This window comes from Entomomonas sp. E7T21, assembly GCF_058693955.1.
The window spans coordinates 1,701,277-1,717,688 of record NZ_CP191672.1; the positions used below are offsets into that span (position 1 = coordinate 1,701,277).

The 16,412-nt window shown below is 34.6% G+C and carries 21 protein-coding genes, 2 tRNA genes and 1 pseudogene; 5 read left to right on the plus strand and 19 right to left on the minus strand.

The features are described 5' to 3' along the window. Positions 1–160: 160 nt before the first annotated feature. The 15 genes and pseudogenes from ACQVD9_RS08270 to ACQVD9_RS08340 form a co-directional block, all read right to left on the minus strand. Entirely contained in the window at positions 161–586 is a 426-nt protein-coding gene (locus ACQVD9_RS08270) for a hypothetical protein (RefSeq protein WP_264745576.1), read from the minus strand. Positions 587–740: 154 nt separating this feature from the next. Then, entirely contained in the window at positions 741–1,970 is a 1,230-nt protein-coding gene (locus ACQVD9_RS08275) for an STY4528 family pathogenicity island replication protein (RefSeq protein ID WP_264745577.1), read from the minus strand. Beyond that, positions 1,970–2,890, minus strand: a complete 921-nt coding sequence (locus ACQVD9_RS08280) for an STY4526/YPO1902 family pathogenicity island replication protein (protein WP_264745578.1) — start codon at positions 2,888–2,890, stop codon at positions 1,970–1,972. Before ACQVD9_RS08280 ends, ACQVD9_RS08275 begins: the two co-directional genes overlap by 1 nt. A 14-nt stretch (positions 2,891–2,904) precedes the next feature. Continuing rightward, a complete protein-coding gene (locus tag ACQVD9_RS08285) occupies positions 2,905–4,659 on the minus strand; it encodes a ParB family protein (protein ID WP_264745579.1) in 1,755 nt (584 codons plus the stop codon). 68 nt (positions 4,660–4,727) lie between these two features. Then, complete coding sequence (locus ACQVD9_RS08290; protein ID WP_264745580.1) at positions 4,728–5,075, minus strand: hypothetical protein; 348 nt, start codon at positions 5,073–5,075, stop codon at positions 4,728–4,730. Then, positions 5,059–5,241 carry a carbon storage regulator CsrA gene (gene csrA, locus ACQVD9_RS08295; protein ID WP_264747875.1) on the minus strand — a complete coding sequence of 61 codons (183 nt, stop codon included), beginning with the start codon at positions 5,239–5,241 and terminating at the stop codon, positions 5,059–5,061. Before csrA ends, ACQVD9_RS08290 begins: the two co-directional genes overlap by 17 nt. 63 nt (positions 5,242–5,304) lie before the next feature. Next, positions 5,305–5,412, minus strand: a pseudogene (locus tag ACQVD9_RS08300) (carbon storage regulator); the annotation flags it as partial. Positions 5,413–5,434: 22 nt separating this feature from the next. After that, positions 5,435–6,172, minus strand: a complete 738-nt coding sequence (locus ACQVD9_RS08305; RefSeq protein WP_264745581.1) for a DUF2786 domain-containing protein — start codon at positions 6,170–6,172, stop codon at positions 5,435–5,437. Continuing rightward, on the minus strand, positions 6,169–6,570 hold the full coding sequence (locus tag ACQVD9_RS08310; RefSeq protein ID WP_264745582.1) for a hypothetical protein: 402 nt from the start codon (positions 6,568–6,570) through the stop codon (positions 6,169–6,171). The genes ACQVD9_RS08305 and ACQVD9_RS08310 overlap by 4 nt, the downstream gene beginning before the upstream one ends. Further along, complete coding sequence (locus ACQVD9_RS08315) at positions 6,567–6,896, minus strand: hypothetical protein (protein WP_264745583.1); 330 nt, start codon at positions 6,894–6,896, stop codon at positions 6,567–6,569. The genes ACQVD9_RS08310 and ACQVD9_RS08315 overlap by 4 nt, the downstream gene beginning before the upstream one ends. Positions 6,897–6,901: 5 nt before the next feature. Continuing rightward, positions 6,902–7,138 (minus strand): hypothetical protein, encoded by a 237-nt coding sequence (locus ACQVD9_RS08320; protein WP_264745584.1) that lies wholly within the window; start codon positions 7,136–7,138, stop codon positions 6,902–6,904. Further along, entirely contained in the window at positions 7,131–7,328 is a 198-nt protein-coding gene (locus tag ACQVD9_RS08325; RefSeq protein ID WP_264745585.1) for a hypothetical protein, read from the minus strand. The genes ACQVD9_RS08320 and ACQVD9_RS08325 overlap by 8 nt, the downstream gene beginning before the upstream one ends. Then, complete coding sequence (dnaB, locus tag ACQVD9_RS08330) at positions 7,329–8,771, minus strand: replicative DNA helicase (protein WP_264745586.1); 1,443 nt, start codon at positions 8,769–8,771, stop codon at positions 7,329–7,331. It lies immediately after the preceding gene. Then, positions 8,768–9,376: a hypothetical protein gene (locus ACQVD9_RS08335; protein ID WP_264745587.1), complete on the minus strand. Its 609-nt coding sequence runs from the start codon at positions 9,374–9,376 to the stop codon at positions 8,768–8,770. Before ACQVD9_RS08335 ends, dnaB begins: the two co-directional genes overlap by 4 nt. 9 nt (positions 9,377–9,385) lie before the next feature. Next, positions 9,386–10,294 carry a ParA family protein gene (locus ACQVD9_RS08340; RefSeq protein ID WP_264745588.1) on the minus strand — a complete coding sequence of 303 codons (909 nt, stop codon included), beginning with the start codon at positions 10,292–10,294 and terminating at the stop codon, positions 9,386–9,388. 150 nt (positions 10,295–10,444) lie between these two features. Between ACQVD9_RS08340 and ACQVD9_RS08345 the strand changes: the two genes are divergently transcribed. Beyond that, positions 10,445–10,520 (plus strand) — tRNA-Pro (locus ACQVD9_RS08345). A 15-nt stretch (positions 10,521–10,535) separates the two neighbouring features. Then, positions 10,536–10,611: transfer RNA gene (locus ACQVD9_RS08350), tRNA-Lys, on the plus strand. A gap of 226 nt (positions 10,612–10,837) precedes the next feature. On the opposite strand, the gene ACQVD9_RS08355 is transcribed toward ACQVD9_RS08350, so the two are convergent. Together ACQVD9_RS08355 and ACQVD9_RS08360 are read right to left on the minus strand one after the other, a co-directional pair. Then, positions 10,838–11,815, minus strand: coding sequence for a tyrosine-type recombinase/integrase (locus ACQVD9_RS08355; RefSeq protein ID WP_264745589.1), 978 nt, complete (start codon positions 11,813–11,815; stop codon positions 10,838–10,840). Between the two features lie 430 nt (positions 11,816–12,245). Further along, positions 12,246–12,848: a conjugal transfer nickase/helicase domain-containing protein gene (locus ACQVD9_RS08360; protein WP_264745590.1), complete on the minus strand. Its 603-nt coding sequence runs from the start codon at positions 12,846–12,848 to the stop codon at positions 12,246–12,248. Here ACQVD9_RS08360 and ACQVD9_RS08365 point away from each other — a divergent pair. From ACQVD9_RS08365 to ACQVD9_RS08375, 3 genes are all read left to right on the plus strand, one after another. Further along, positions 12,826–13,596, plus strand: coding sequence for a hypothetical protein (locus tag ACQVD9_RS08365; protein WP_264745591.1), 771 nt, complete (start codon positions 12,826–12,828; stop codon positions 13,594–13,596). The genes ACQVD9_RS08360 and ACQVD9_RS08365 overlap by 23 nt on opposite strands. 90 nt (positions 13,597–13,686) lie before the next feature. Then, a complete protein-coding gene (locus ACQVD9_RS08370) occupies positions 13,687–14,376 on the plus strand; it encodes a hypothetical protein (RefSeq protein WP_264745592.1) in 690 nt (229 codons plus the stop codon). 9 nt (positions 14,377–14,385) lie between these two features. Next, positions 14,386–14,796: a hypothetical protein gene (locus tag ACQVD9_RS08375; RefSeq protein ID WP_264745593.1), complete on the plus strand. Its 411-nt coding sequence runs from the start codon at positions 14,386–14,388 to the stop codon at positions 14,794–14,796. Positions 14,797–15,007: 211 nt separating this feature from the next. Here ACQVD9_RS08375 and ACQVD9_RS08380 read toward each other — a convergent pair whose 3' ends face one another. Further along, positions 15,008–15,484 carry a DUF943 family protein gene (locus ACQVD9_RS08380; protein ID WP_264745594.1) on the minus strand — a complete coding sequence of 159 codons (477 nt, stop codon included), beginning with the start codon at positions 15,482–15,484 and terminating at the stop codon, positions 15,008–15,010. Beyond that, positions 15,484–16,395, minus strand: coding sequence for a hypothetical protein (locus ACQVD9_RS08385; protein WP_264745595.1), 912 nt, complete (start codon positions 16,393–16,395; stop codon positions 15,484–15,486). Before ACQVD9_RS08385 ends, ACQVD9_RS08380 begins: the two co-directional genes overlap by 1 nt. Positions 16,396–16,412: the final 17 nt, after the last annotated feature.

A 16,412-nucleotide genomic window follows, 5' to 3' on the forward strand; every position in this document is an offset into this window, starting at 1 on the left:
AAACAGAATTTTAATAATAAAGTTATAGTTGAAACTAATAGGTTTAAATAACTATTGGATTTGAATAACATAATATATCCTCAAGGCGTATTTGTTTTTTTGTGTACACTGTACACAAAATCAGTAGATACAAAAGTTAAACCTCACTTTAATGTTTAATTTAATGTATATATAGCTGTAATAAAGGTTTTAACATTTCCATTTTTCTATTTGTTTCATGTTCTTCTTCAGCTAAATCATAGATTTCAAATAATATTGAAGGTGGCATAGTAAGTTTTGCAATGCCATTTTTTACTATTTTTGATACTTCACTTGCTTTTAAAAATAAAGCATATCGTAGATTTTTAGATCTAAATCCATCAATACGTTTGATACCTATCAAAATAGAATTAGACAATGTTATAGGTTGTCTAGTGAAATAAGGTAGCAAGTATCTAACTTCATTCTCGAACAAGTAAATTGTACTTACTCCCTCATCATCTACTGTATCTAAGATGCTTTCAGCATTAATTGTTATGATAAGAGTATTATTAGCGCACTGAATTTTTTTAATATCTTTATCATTAAGATTTTTAAGTTCAAACATATTTGTTTTCTCCAAACATATAATTGTTAATAAGGTTGTGGTTCACCAAAGATAGTTAAATAAAGTGGTTTATCTATACATTTGTATCAATATGATGACTGATAAGAATACAAAGATAGAGGTCATTGTTATCAGTGGTGTCATGTGTATATCCTTAAGTTTTATTAGTGCTAAATAGTTTTTTAAGATCCATCATTTGCTGCTTAACTTCGTTGGGAATCGGCTTAGTAGTATCTCTGCAATAAGTTCTAGGAGGTGGTTTAGTTGAAGCATTAGGCTGATTATGGTGTATGCTTGTATTACTAGAGCTCAACCAAGGCTTGAACTCATTATTTTTGGCTTTCTTCAATAAACCAAAAAGATAGCCAATAGGGTTATTAATCGTGTCATTACAGCGTTTATTAAACTCATCAAATACTTGTGTAACTAGATCAGCATCTAATTCATTAACTAGCTCAACAAGTTTTAATTGTTGTTGTTTGTTAATACTTTTTAATCGAGGGTGATCTAGTACAGTACTAGTACTATTATGTATATATACAGTACTAGTACTATATGAGTTCGGATTCCGAACTAAGTTGGAAATAGGAGGGTGTAGGCTTGGTTCGGATTCCGAACTAGGGCTAAATCTATTCCGAACTAGGCTATTTTTACTCGGTTCGGATTCCGAACTAGGGTCAATACTATTCCGAACTAAGTGATTATTTTGTTTTGGTTTTGCATGTTCATTTAATTTATCGGGTTCGTTTGAAATCTGTTTTTGAATACGCTGCGCTAATAATGAGAGTCTGGTTTGAACTGATTGGTTATCTGACTCATGTAGATCATCAAAAGCACCCTTGGCAACAATTGATACGTTTTTATTGGCATGTTTGCAACAATTAACAACAAAATTAAGATAGTTGCTATCAAGTTGTAGTGCTTCAGCAGGGGTTATTGGTTCATCATGAAGTATATAAATTGAGCCAAGTAATTGACCAGTGTGCTTATCTCTACCTTTATTAATTAAACTTAACCAACGTGTTAATCGTAAAATATGAATAACTTTAGCGACTGTTTCCTTAGAGGCCTTCTCAGCATAAGGTGTCATAGACAAATAGGGTTGTAGATCTTCATATCTTGGTGCAGCGAAACCTTGTTTATCTAGTAGCAGCTTAAAGACTTGCCACCCGTTACGTTCAACAGGTGTTAGTCGATTGTCCAAAAATAGTTGCTTTGGTACAGTCTCATGAATATTACCGCTGTAAAGTATGCCTGAAATAGTAGAAGATCCTTCTGCTTTGCCACCAGGGATAGGTTTTTCTAGGGCAGGGGGATCAGGCCACTTTTCTCCAACTTTACTAATGCACTCATCTAAAATGGTAGACCACTTATTATCAACCATCAATTTGCACCTTCTATACCTTTAGTTAGGTTCACCCATAATGAATTAAATTCAATATGGTATTTCTTTGAAAAACTAATTAATTTATGTAGGTGTTCATGGGTTAAGTCATGAATAGATTGGGTATAGGTTCTTTTAAGTAAATAATTCCATTCTCTAATAACTTTATCTTTTGTTCGTTTATTACAATCGGTAAATAACAGTTCATTTGCTGACTTGGTAGAAGAAATAAGTCTTTGAGTAATAATTATTTTGTTTTGAGGTGCATTAAAGAAGTTACTAATGATTTGTTTAGATGCCCTCAATTCAATAAGTTGCTCATATAACTTATGATCATCTTGAGTCTTGATATTGTGGCTTTCAATCTCTTGATTAAGAACACAGAGATTAAGATTATATTTTTCAGCAATCGCTATCTGCTTTTCTAACTTCTTAAACCGATCCATAGTAGGTTCTTCATTAAGAAAAGCTTTCCACTCATTCCATACCGTTTTCTTTTGTTCTTCTGTAAGTTGAACCAGTCTACCTCTAGCAGCTTCTACATTGAGTAGTTTGCGTTTATGTGCGGCAACATTGCTTGAAATACCAAAGTAATCAGCAAGCATTTTATTAGAGGCATTTAAAATAATAGCCTTATTAATCAGTGTCCTAAGTTTATTTTTATCATGATTTAAGTCGATTATTCTCATAAAGGCATTGGTATTTATCGTTATTTTTGCCCACACTACAGGGCTTGCCATTAGCTCTGAGAGTGCAAGAGGGGGTAATGAGTCAATAACCTGAAGAATATCATCACTTAATCCCATTGCTTTACAGCGATAGTAATTACCTTGTTTGATCTCAGTAATGATCTGACTTAACAATGCTTGATTAATAAGAGTGTTACTATTAAATAGATCTTTAAGAGAAGAATCGTCCATAAGAACCTCATTATTTACTCATTATGGTTAATTAATTCGATTAAACGTCTAGTAAGGCGGATAAGTCGAAATAGCTTAATTAAAAGAACATCAGGCAAAGGCTTAATACCAATGGATGTCGCAGGATTATTACCAATGGCAATATCATAACCACCCATCAATAATTGGTTGAAAATAGCCAATGAGATGTCAGCTTGAGCCTGATCTGGATGTAATCTAAGGAGTGTCATAATGAGCATGGCTATTGCTTCAGTATGCTCATTTTTGTCAGTTATCGTTTGCCCATTTACTCCAAAGCCAAGACCTTCATTGGTTCGAATTAACTTATCCTGATAGTTGCCATAAGTTGCTAGATCATAGGCTAATTGGTATAACTCCTCTCTTATTGCTTCAGGGGAGTCTATTTGTTTGGGAATATACCAAATATCGGTTACTTCATTTAAGCCACCACCTGCTTGGATAGGAATAGACTTTGTAATAGCATCATCATAAGCAAGCGGATCTCCACCTAACTGCTTATCAATATCCTGATTGATTTTTTGTACTTTAGGGGAGAGGCTAACAGGTTCAATAATATTATCTTGAACTTGTTGCTGTTTATCTTCATCCGATAATTTAACAGGACTATGAATAGGAGTGGATGATACTACTGGAGAAAGAGTAGATTTTTCGATTGTGATAGTATCAACTGAAGGTATTTTATCAGTTGGCTTACTTGGTTCAGCTATAGGCTCTTTTGTCTGCGGTTGAGAGTGGCTAACAGAACTTCCTAATTGATTAGTTACTGTTGTGGTATGGGTTTCAACTGGGGATGTTACAAACTCGTTATTATTTTGAGTAGTAGACTTATTGGATTTAGTTGCTTCAACTAAGTCTAACTCAAGGGTTGTATAGTCCTGTGAAGTATAGAATGTAAGTTCTTGCAAAATTTCATCTTTAATTCTGATTAAATTAAAATCGGCAGCATCTATATCATTAAATTTAGATAAGGCAGCAGTCCAAAAACCTAAAAACATTTCATTATCGGGTGATAGCTCAGCATCAAGCGGTTCATTGTCTTGAATATATTTATTCCAAATCTTTTTGAAAGCGTTTTTGAGGGTTAACAGTTCTTCAATTCTTGGCTTTCCAAGACCACCATATAATAGATCAGGAATAGCAGGTAACAGATTATCCACACACTCAAGCATTCTCCCTACAAGGGAGTGGGAGATAGGGTAGCCATCTCTTTTCAAATAATCAGCAATATCACGCAGTGATAGTCTTCTACCTGACTCTTTAGAGGATTCTTTTGTATAAAAATCCCTCATCGTATTGATAGCAATAGCCTTATCAATAAACATGAGTTCACCATGAAGCTCATTCTCAACAAGGTGTCCTACCATAGAGGTGATTTCACCAGCCCAAGGCTTGAATAGGCATTTAATACGGTAAAATCGTTCATCGCCTGTTTCATCATAGAGTTCTTTTAATGCTTTAAGCCTAGTATTACCACCACTTCTAATAATATAATGTTTTTCTCCTGGTCGTTTTGTTACTGTAGGGGGGTGATCTAGCCCTCTTGAGCGAATGGACTCCTTAATCTGATTAAAAAGAGGATTAATACTCTTACGAGGGTTATGTTCGTAAGTTCTTAATTGATCTAATGTTAGCTCAATGGGCGTATCACTGATGGGATCTGCTAACTGAGTAATATTGTTAGGTGATTTAAAACCACTGGCTAACATTTGTTTTGAAATATCTTGGGCCGTTGGCTTTTTCTTGTTCATTGATATAATTCCTTAAAAACCATTCTAGTATCTAATACAGGATTAACTTTCATTAGGTTGTAGTAGCTTCATTTTCCTTGTTCCCTTCTTTCTAAAGCTTTTAGCTTGTCCTTTAAATGTGCTAGCCATCCTTTATCAAATTGATAACATTTTTTTAGATTATGCTTAGCAAGTGCTATAGCTGTCTCTAAAGCCTCTTTCTCAGTAAGAAAATAGTTTTTATCAGCAGTAGTTGCACTGACTCTAATTATTTGATAACTGCTGCTACTAAAAAACACCTTTTCTACTCTGTTTGGCAGGGATTTAATTAAAATATCACCAACGCAATAAATATCATCTACACAATATCCTTCTGTTACTTGATAAATAACATCATTAGGTTTTAATGCCTTTAATTGTTCAATTGTTATTGCCATTGTGCTTTTCCTTCTGAATCCTCTGGTAAATCTCCTCTCTATGTACAGGTATATTTTTAGGAGCATTCACACCAATACGAACTTGATTACCTTGAACACCAAATACAATGATTTTTACATCATTACTTATCGCCAGTGTTTCATCTATATTTCTATTTAACTCTATATTGTTTATAGCTTTTGGCAGTAATGACTGATTATTTAAAATTCGATTAAGTACCTTATTAGGTGCTTTAATCCTTAACTTAACCTTGTTCTTATGAATAATCCTTATAGTGATTTTTACATCATCAGCAACTATTAATGATTCACCTACTCTACGGGTAAGTATTAGCATAGTTTTTCTCCTTGATTATTCATTAGTGTTGTCCTTCAAAAGACAAGCTAAGTTGTTCTTCGCTCGTGTGTTTCATTGCATGGGATAAATGAGCATTGTTACCTGCTACATACCCTGCAATCTTTGCCGAGTCATAACGTTTGTCTTTGGTCTTTTCAGCATATTTTATGGGTGTAGTGTCGTAATACTTTTCCACATAGGCATCAATCATATTGAGTGCTTGGTGGTTCTGAGCAAAATCCATCACTAAACCAATCACTGCATTGACCCAGTTATCAGCAAATAAGTCGGCTCTTCTACGACGGGTAGTTAAGCTACAATTAGGATGGAGTGTTTTTAGGTATTTTTTTCTAGCACTCTTAAGCTGTCTTTCTAAAACTTCAAAAGTATAACTAGCTAACTCTGAGGATGGTTCAATGCCAATAAAACGAATACGTTTAATATTTTCCAGATTACCCTTACGAGTGTAATCGTATTTATTAAACATGATAGTTCGACAGTCAAATGCTCTAGCACAGACACCTGCAAGGTGACTTTGCCACTGAGGTGGGTTTTTAGAGCCTTTGCCGATAATGACAAAGCTTTCAGAAATATTGTTAAGTTTTGGATCTGCTTCATCAATACCATACTTTTGCATTAATGCTTTAGCTTGACGTAATGCTGTATCTGCTTCATTACCAGTGCTTTTAGCAAATAATGCCAAGCATTTTTTGATTTTATCTAATGCCCAATCTCTATCTCTTTTATCCTTATTGCTCATAAACCCTCCCTGTGCTTAGTAGGTTGTTCATTTGCATTAAATGGTTTTTTAAGTAGGGGTACTGTAATTTCTTCTATTCCATATTTGGCATCAACTATGGCTTTGTATTGATTGATACGATCAAGGTAGTAGAAGGGTAGAAATTCATTAAATATTCTAAAGATAAGTTCTTCAGCTGCTAATTTATGTTGAGTATTAATAAATACTTTGTGTGTATAAATGAAGGGTCTGCTAACATTAATATCAGTAATGATGACAACATCACCCAGTGTTCTCCAGATAGGGAGTTCTTCAGATGTAATTAATAAGTGTTCAGTAGGTACACTCACTAAATATTGTACTTTTAAGATAAGCTCAAACAGTTGTCTTGTTTCTAATTTGGGGATATTTAGGTTCATCTATTTTTCTCCAAGACGTTAGATGCTATTTTTTGAATAGATTTGAATTTAAAGCTCGTTAAGATTGTATGTGCACTATTGCTTGTATTTATTACTTCAACTCTATAGCGTTCATGTGGTTCTAAATCACGCCTTGCAACTTTTTTTCTCAGTAGTTTTTCAACAGCTTCAAGATAGATAAGTGATGGAAAAATACCTTCAACTTTTATAATGAGTGGGATCTCTGTATTAATAAAGTCTATAACCAAACTGGCACCTTTTTGCCATTGCAAGGTTTCAAACCCATAAAAATCACAGAGATAAAGCTGATTTTCTTTGGTTGTCATGGCTATCACTTGTTATCCTTAACTTTGCCAACGATAGTATTGCAGTAATAGCAAACGGCCCATTTATCCTCTTTAATTTTTGCTAGAGGATATAAATCGTATGTATGAGTTTTATTTCCTTGGTAGTCAAAAAGTTGCGTTGCTTTTCCTTTAAATCTAAAGGTTGTAAAATATTCTGTGCAATAACAAACAGGACAAGCTAACACCTGTTTTTTGGCTCTATCAATAACAATTCTAGTCATTGTTGTCTCCTGATAATGTTGTAGGTGCGATTCGATAAAAATCTTCACAGTCACACTTGGGACAAATATCTACTACGCTGTCTACGCCACAATATTCTTCTTCTCTTGTGGCTTTTTCATCATGCTCACCTGTCCATCCACACTCACAGCATTCAAATAAGCTTTTTTCATATTCTTTAATAAATGTCATTTAATAACTCCCTGTAGCTAAATTTTTAAAACTGGTTTGGCTTGCAATAAAAGAAGTTTTTACTGTGCCTATAGGTCCATTACGGTGTTTACCTAGTATGATCTCCGCAGTACCTGCATCTATGCTGTCAGGGTGATAGACTTCATCTCGATAGATAAACATAATGACATCAGCATCTTGTTCAATTGCTCCAGAGTCACGTAAATCCGCATTAACAGGTCGTTTATTGCCTCGTTTTTCAAGATCACGATTAAGCTGGGATAATGCCACCACTGGACAATTAAAATCCTTTGCCAATGCTTTTAGTGCCCTAGTTATGGCAGACACTTCATTATTTCGATTTTCTGAATTGCCTGTGCTGCTAATGAGTTGTAGATAATCAATTAAAATAAGGAGTGGAGAACCATATTTGCGTGCAGCACGTTTGGCTTTAGAACGTATCATGGTAGTAGTCAGGCTTGCACTGTCATCAATAATCAATACATTTTCATAGCTATTTATTTTATTAATCGCCAGTGCTAGTTGATCAAACTCATTGATACCATTATTATCAGGACTTAATTGTCCTGTCATAATAGATTTTAGGTTAAGACCTCCTAAATTGGCGATACAGCGCATAATTAGCTGTTCAGTGGGCATTTCCAAGGAGAATACTAAAATATGTTTTTTATCAGGTGGAGCGATAGATTCTTGTTGCCCAATATCTTTAGCTTTATTTTTGGCTTCTAACTTTTTATATTCTTCCTGTTCTTTGATAATGCTATCAACAGCAGATAGGGCAAACTGGAGAGCAAGTGTCGTTTTGCCCATTGAAGGTCTACCTGCCAAAATAATTAAGTCAGATTTTTGTAGCCCTGATGTTTGATAATCAAGATCCGTTAAACCTGTTGATACACCTGTAACAGGATTACCACTATTAAAGTGGGTATCAATTTTGTCAACAATACCTGCTAACACTAGATTTATATTAGCGAAGTCTTTTTGCCCTGTTTGTTTTTGAGTAATATCAAACAGTTTTTGATCAGCCAACGCAACAACAGTCTGACTCTTAGCTTCTTTAGTGACTGCTGCTGTCTTTATTTCATCAGAATACTGGATAATTTGGCGTAAGGCAGAACGTTCTTTAACAATTTTTGCATAGTTTTTTATATTGGCAACTGAAGGAATGTTACGGGCAAGTTCTGCCACATAACCTAATATATTATCTACATTGGATAGTTGTTTAGTAGAGGATATTTTATCGGCTAATGTCACTACATCAAACGGTTGGCTTTCACTATGTAAACGCTGTATTGCATTAAAAATAACCCGATGATCATGGCGATAAAAATCCTGTTGTTCAATTATTTCAATCAAGTCATCAAAGGTGGTGTTATCAAGCATTAAGCCACCTAGTACCGCTTGTTCTGCTTCAGTGGAGTAGGGTATGTTAAGTTTTTTCATGACTCACATCCCCTTCTTCTACCGTAACTTGCCTGTAAATAAGCTTTTACAAGTGAAGACCACGCTATACCAGAATAATTTAATACGGATCCTTTATGAAAAGGAGTTGAACCTGTTAAATTATTAGTGATATCACAGAATAAAGTTTCAGGGCTTGTGTTATATTCCTTACAAACTTCCTCCATTTCTTTAGGAATGAGTAGACTCAAGACTTTGGTGTTATCTGAAATATACTTCCCACCAAAATCAGGAATAATGCCATTAGGAGCTAGAAAACCTCCAGAGTGTTTTTCATTTCTCCAACCAATTAGATCATAAGGTGAATTATGATAATTTGTTGTTATATCCAATTCTGGAGCACGTCTTAAACTCTGATCTTGATAGATTTCAAAATAGTAACCTTGATTTAAGGGAGCTTGTTGAATAGAGCCATATTTTTTTAATAGCCCAGTCCTTTTATCCCATACTTCATCACTTTTAGTTCTTTCTTTATAAGTGGATGGGAGTTGAAGTTCTGAACCATCTCTCAAGAAAACTATATCGTAGCCACTGTCAGTTTTGCTATAACCGATGAAAATGGCATCACAGAAAGTTAAATCTTTCATACCATTCTCCTAAACTGATTGCGCTATCCTTTTTTGGAAGATAGTTTCTAACATATCTGGTGTTAATTTATTAAAATCTTCTTGCCACTCTGGAAACACTTCACAAGCAAGGTTTTTTAAACTATCCAAAGCAGCAGGGGCAACTCTACCTTGAGGACGTTTAGTCTCATAGCGGTGGGCAGGTTCTTGTACAGTAGCTGCTTTGCGATAGGTAGCGATGGCAGGTATATAGGTTTCTAATACTTTAACTAAAGGATTAGTTTTGAAAGTGGATCTCAAGCCTTCAGCAATGATTTTAGAGTCGTTAGAGCCATAATCAGCACGATTGATAAGAAGTTGTACTTGAGGAATATGAATACCTAATAATGAATAGGCTTCAATTAGCTCTATGAAAAGTTGGATAGTGCCACGACTAAACTCTCTAGCTGCTAACATTTCTGGTGGAACAGGGGAGATAGCTAGATCAGAGGCAATAATACTCATTTTTAAAGTGGTTGATCTCGCACCTTGAGTATCAAAAAGTATGACATCATAGTGGGGACGAAAAATAGGTAATAGATTATATAATTTAAGCTCACCACCAGGGGCATCAGAGAGTAACTTATTTAATAAGTTTTGGTGATCATTGGAGATAATAATATCTAAGTTAGGCAATGTTGTTTTAGAAACAATTTCATCAAGATTGCGATTGTTTTGACCTATAAACTCAATGGTACCTTTGTCTTTTGTTAGTTCTAGGTTGAAATAACTTGATAGGGTAGGTTGGGTATCAAGATCAACAAGTAAAACTTTTTTACCTGAGTCAGCAATAAATGCTCCGAGATTGGCAGCAGTAGTAGTTTTACCTACCCCACCTTTTGTTGAAACAATAGATATAACTTTTGCACTATGAGTGCTTGAATTTGCTGAGTTGTTCATGGCTCGTGTCTCTGTATTAATAAATAAAAAATATTAAATACAAAGACTTGTACAATTTTTTCTAACTCCTAGACCAAATGACTTCCCAGATCAAATGACTGTTAATCATTGGGTCCCTGGTTCGAGCCCAGGTCGCGGAGCCAAATTTATCGGAGTATAGCGCAGTTGGTAGCGCGCCTGCTTTGGGAGCAGGATGTCGGGAGTTCGAGTCTCTCTACTCCGACCAAATTCAAAAGAATTTGGGTCGTTAGCTCAGTCGGTAGAGCAGCTGGCTTTTAACCAGTTGGTCATAGGTTCGAATCCTATACGACCCACCACTTTTAACATTATGGATTGCCGTCCATTATGTTTAGCGAAACTGTATGTAAAGTATCTCAATTTGGTTACATACTCTTTCAGAATATAACGCCTACAGAAATTTATCAAGATATTTCTGTAGGCGTTTTTCTTTTTACAGTGTTTATTTAATTAATAAGTTATTAAACATGTCTCGTTAATAATGCTATTTCAATCTTCTCAATCCTCCTATTAATCGGTCTTATGCTAACCTCTGTGATCAAGTAATGTTTTAATAGAATTTAAGTCAGCTTCCACATATTCAAGTGTTGTCTTGATATTAGTGTGACCTAATAATTCTTTTACTAAATGTAAATTACGTTCAGGCTCCTTCATTAAATCTGTACCTAGCGTATGTCGAAAGCGATGAGGTGTTATCTGTATACCAATTCGCTTTGATATATACTCAAACACATTAGAAACCCGATCTGCTTGCATCACTTTGCTCATACGAGAGTTTTTGTGATCACTAAAGCGATTCACATTAAACAGCTGATCCTCTGCTTTAAAGTGCAACAAGCTTGCTCGCCATAACAGTTTTCCTAAATGGGGCAGTAATTGATCACTAATGGGTATCTCATACTCACGCCATGTTTTAGAACCCTCAATACGGATCTTGATCAACTGTTTCTTCAAATGAACGTCGCCCACTCTCAAATGGATCAGTTGATTACGTCTCATACCCGTATAGTAAAAAGTTTCAAATACTGTTTGCCAGAACCATACAGGATGCAGTTTTCCTATATCTTTGCCTTTCTCCTCATCCAGTTGGGCACCTGCTAAAAATAGTCTAGCTTGTGTTACTTGGTGTAATGAAAGAGTCTTTTTCCTTTTGCTAGGCGAAGTAATCGCCATCTTATAAAAGGGATTGCGATCCATTGTTAATATACCCGTATCAATGGCATGATTAAAAATAGCTTTTAAATGCCTAACATGTGTATTCCCACTGTTAGCAGATAGCCCATTGACTAGCTCATACGTTCGCCATTTCGCTACTAATGATGGGCTAAGACTGTTTGCATCAGAGTCAAACTCAATCCAGTGATCAGCACAATAACTCGCTAAACCACTTTCAAGCTTTCTAATACTTGCTCTGTAACTATTCTCAGTAGTAGACCTAATAATACGAGTAGCAAGATAGCTTTCAAGCAGTGTTTGATAGGTTAAAATGTTAGAAAAAGTCATAGCAATGCCTCCAATTTAACGACCATGTCAAATCGGTGGATTGACAGATAAGGCAGTATTTCTTGAGTAGCTGACGTTTGGTATCCTTACCCGTTTTCCTTGGCCTGTCTCGTTGCATACTTCCATTAAAAAGAGATAGCCTACTACCTGCTTTATCCAACCATGTATCTACAGGGTATAGTTTGTCTGTGAAAATTCTATTTTGAATAAATAGAGATAGGGAGCATCGTTCTTCTTGATCATATTGCCCTCCTTGATGTTGATTGACTACCAGCTTTTTTGATGGATTTACTATACTATTTTTATACCTGTAATGTAAGAAAAATATTACATGTAAATGAAAATATTCTACTTGATTGTAAAAGTGATTTTTGTATATTATCAAAAGACTTATAGCTCTATTTTTACCTCCTTTACAAGAACATTTCACCTATTCATCCTCCTTTTCAAGTTCAATAAAAGGATTCTCATGGGGTGTAAATTCCTTAAAGAATAGAGAAGGTTCTAATAAATATCCCTTAATGATCTGTCCTTTCTTACGGGGGGCTGATACAGTACATTGCCATATATTTAAATCATTCTTCTTTTTACTATGTAATTTAAGCTTTTCAAAACTACTCTGAATCACTTTCCAATGCTCTTTTTTAGTGTTATCAATGACTTTTGCTAATTCAGGGTATTCGTTATAGAAACGTTGAAAGATACTAGGGGAGACAATAAATAATTTACCTTGAATAATATGCAATTTAGCATCTTTATCATTGATTTTAAGTTTATGCTGACTAATACGGTGTTTTAACCATTCAATAAACTTCTCACCTAATGCTGTTTTAGAAAGGGGAGTATCAAAACTAAAGGTCAGTTTAGATGAGTTTATATCTATAACTGGTGCAGATTGATTAGCTACACTTAATTCAAATACTTCAGCATAGGTATTATTAAATAAACTAACTTCTGCTGTATTTTCCTCTGTATCTTGAATAGAACCACTTTCTATTACAGGATCATCAATGGTTACTTCATTAGTATCCATATCAAACAATGATAAAATATCATCAGTATCATTATCTGCATCAGTTATAGACAAATTCAATGGGGCGGGGGATAGGGCATCTACAGTAGCGGTATTATTTGCATTATCTAACTCATCAAAATTAACATCATCTTCAACTTTTTTATTGGTTACTGCTTTATTAGCTTTCTTTGCAGTAAATGATTTTAATGAAATAGGTAATCAGCTAAATCACGTATTCTTAGAATGTACCAGAGAAGCCTTATTAAATGCGGTATCTCAGGAAAACAGAGAAAAAATACGTGCCATGCTAATACTACAGGAGGATCTACAAGAGGACTCTACTCAAGATCAGTTTGTTATTCGATTTTTAGATAGAAGTTTAGACTATGTAGATCATGCTGTATTAGATGACTTTTTTCATTCATTACAAAACTATGAGCGAGATTATTTAGCTAATAACCTTACGAGAAAAGTAACGTTTTCATTAAAAGCTCCTAATCAGTTGATTGATTCATTGTTAGCAATAGAGGGATTAAATACCTTCCTTTATCAAACAGCAGTTGAACCAACGGATAAGAGGGAATATGAAACGTATATATTGCACCAAGGACTCATTAGACAATTATGGAAGTCACAACAAATAAGTTTTGAAAAGCTGTCTCAGCTTCATAGCTTAATACGCCCTTATATGGGGAGATTAAGAGAGGATTCTGTGACACATCCTTTTAATGCTGAATTTATTGTGATTAACGTAAAAGCTAACTAAGTCCTAAAACACCACCCATTGGGGAAGCATCATTCCTCAGTGGGAATGGTGTTTCTCCAAATTAACTAGTATTTATTTGGAGATTTAATTATGAGTCGTGTCATTGTGGCATTAACAGAGACTGGCTATTCACCTATTGCAGATAGTCTTTATGAGTATATTCAACTTGAGGGTAGTTTACCTGAAGAAGATGAAGTTATAGCGTTATTTAAAGATAATGCAGGTAACTTATCAGAATATGGTCACAAGCTAAATAGGGTGTTTATAGAGCGTGTACGAAAAATTTTATTAAATAGCATTCCTACACTCAACTATGAGCAAGCTAAAAAACTTCTAAGAATAGAGGAAAACTTCTCTAAGGAAGATTCTAGTAATGATAGGTTTAACATTAGCTTTGCAGGAATAACCTATTTAGATCCTTCTACTGAAGAATTAGAAGATCTTAATGAAACCATTAGTAATTATAATCTTAATTACTTACAAGGCAATGTAGTAGCTAATACTTATACTTTGTCAGTTCCTATTGAAGTAGTAAATAGGATAAAAGAAATTGATACCGATTGTATTTGTGAGCAGTTAGTTGATTACAGTTGTGGTGTATCCAGTACTCATATTATTGAGACAGGGTATCTACGAGAAAGTGCTGAAACATTAGGTGATCATGCCCTTAAGTACTATGAAGCTATTTGGAAGATAATCAGTGATTATATTCCAAACTTTATGGTGATTAAGGAGCATAAGCCTGATTTCATAGTACTTTATGTATCCTATGCAGATTAGGGGGTGTTTATGAAAAATAAACTCTACTACACACTGTGTCAACTAGATGGTGCTCATATTGCACAAAGACTCTATCCATTTTTGGTAGATACAGGTCTTATTCCTGATGTTGAAGATACATTAGAGTTAATGTTTGATGCTTATTCAAGTGTTGAAGGTAAAATGACTACTAATGAAATGGCAGCATTTATGAATGTAGACCAAAGAGAAAGACTAAAGACATACATCGAATGTCATTTAGTCCAAGTAGAAAACAGAGAAGCACTTAGGGAGGCATTAGTTTATGATGAATACACGAATGTGAATCATCCTAGTGAAGATCGGTTTTGTATATTTTTTCAAGGTAAAGGTTATAGCCCAACGGTTGAAAACATTGAAGCATTATGTAGAACAATCAATGAGTTTGAGCGAACACTATAACTATTAACCAACATAAAACATTCAACTTACCTACTAGGAGAAGTTCTTACCTAGTAGGTAGGGATCTCTCCTATACATATGGGGATTTCATAATGGATGTAAGAAAGTATGATGTACCTATTACACAACCAAAGAAACTGAGTAAAAAGCAAATAGATATATTTAAGGCGTTTTACTTAAAGTTAGAAAGCCCTCTTATTAGAGGGTTTTTCTATTTAAAGCAATCATCGTCTGGTGATAGAATAGTATCTTTATAATGATGAGCCATACAAAAGGGATTATGAAAAGATAATATAAAATAATCTTTAGAAGTATAATAGCTAACACCCAGTATAAGCTGATCTTTATCTATACATTTAGCTTCAGCTTTAATGTCTTTACTAAAGCAATATTCATTTTCAAAATGGCGTGGCTCTTTATAGGTTGGTTCCATAAATACAATTGAGTTTGCTTCCTCAACTAGCTCAATATGATATTTTTCTTTTAGTACAGGCTGAATTTTTAACCAATAATCATACATGCTTTTATGATTTGTTGGAGCATTCTGCAAAATAACTACTACGGAATCTTCTCGTAAATCCACTTCTTTATAGACAGTAATAATTTGTGGTTCTGCTATCACATAACGAACACCCCAAAATACTAGTAAAAAGAGTAATAGGATAAGTGTTAATATTTTACGTTTCATCAAGATTTATTTTTTCTATGATCGTTAAATACACCTTGATGCGTTGTTTGTATAGTTGTACCTGACTTATAGCTTTTCATAGGGTTTGCTGCTGGATAGGATTTTAACTGTTCGGGAGTTAACTCCAAAACTCCTCCATCTTGACCTTGTAGTGCTTTTAATGCTTCTTGTCGATTAGCTGCTATCATATATGTTGGCCCTACACTCCAACTGCCAGGTGCAGAAGCCACTCTAGCATAGGTCGTTACTCGATAATCAGGATAGAATGATGGATAAGAATATGTGGTTTGTCCCCATACAGCTACATTCTTAAAATTATTCAATTTAGATAGTCGGATAGCAAAACCATCTACTGAGTCTGTTCCTGACTTACAACCATAAAAAACACACCTAGCTCCTGAAGGTTTCCAGTTAAAATCAATTGCATCCCAACCATCCGTGATAGCCATCTGATGAGGCCATTCTTTTGAAGCAGGTGGATTAACAGCAGTTTGATAGCTTATAGGACCATCTAATCCTGAATGAGAACAGACACCAATCTCTAATGTTTCAACTTTATCAGGACCACCATATTTAGTTATCCAGTTTTTTACAATAGTTCCTATTTCATGGATTGCTTGAATAGGAGGGCAGTGTACTTTGTGTTTGTTTTTATTATACCAACTTGAATTATAAATGTTATTAAGCCTGGTTTGTACTGTCTCAGAAAACAGACTATTGCCTGTATAACGAATAGTACCTTGATCTCGTTCTTTGACCCAAAATAATAGAATAAGTTGTAGCTTTTCTCTTGTAATATTTACAACAACATCATTTACTCCATTTGGAGTTGGTGGAGGTGCTGTTTGATTTGTGGATATTTTCCCTTTGCCTTGACTCTGGCTTTTGTCTTTTGCTTTATCATTTCCCATAAGCTAGCCTCCCTTGT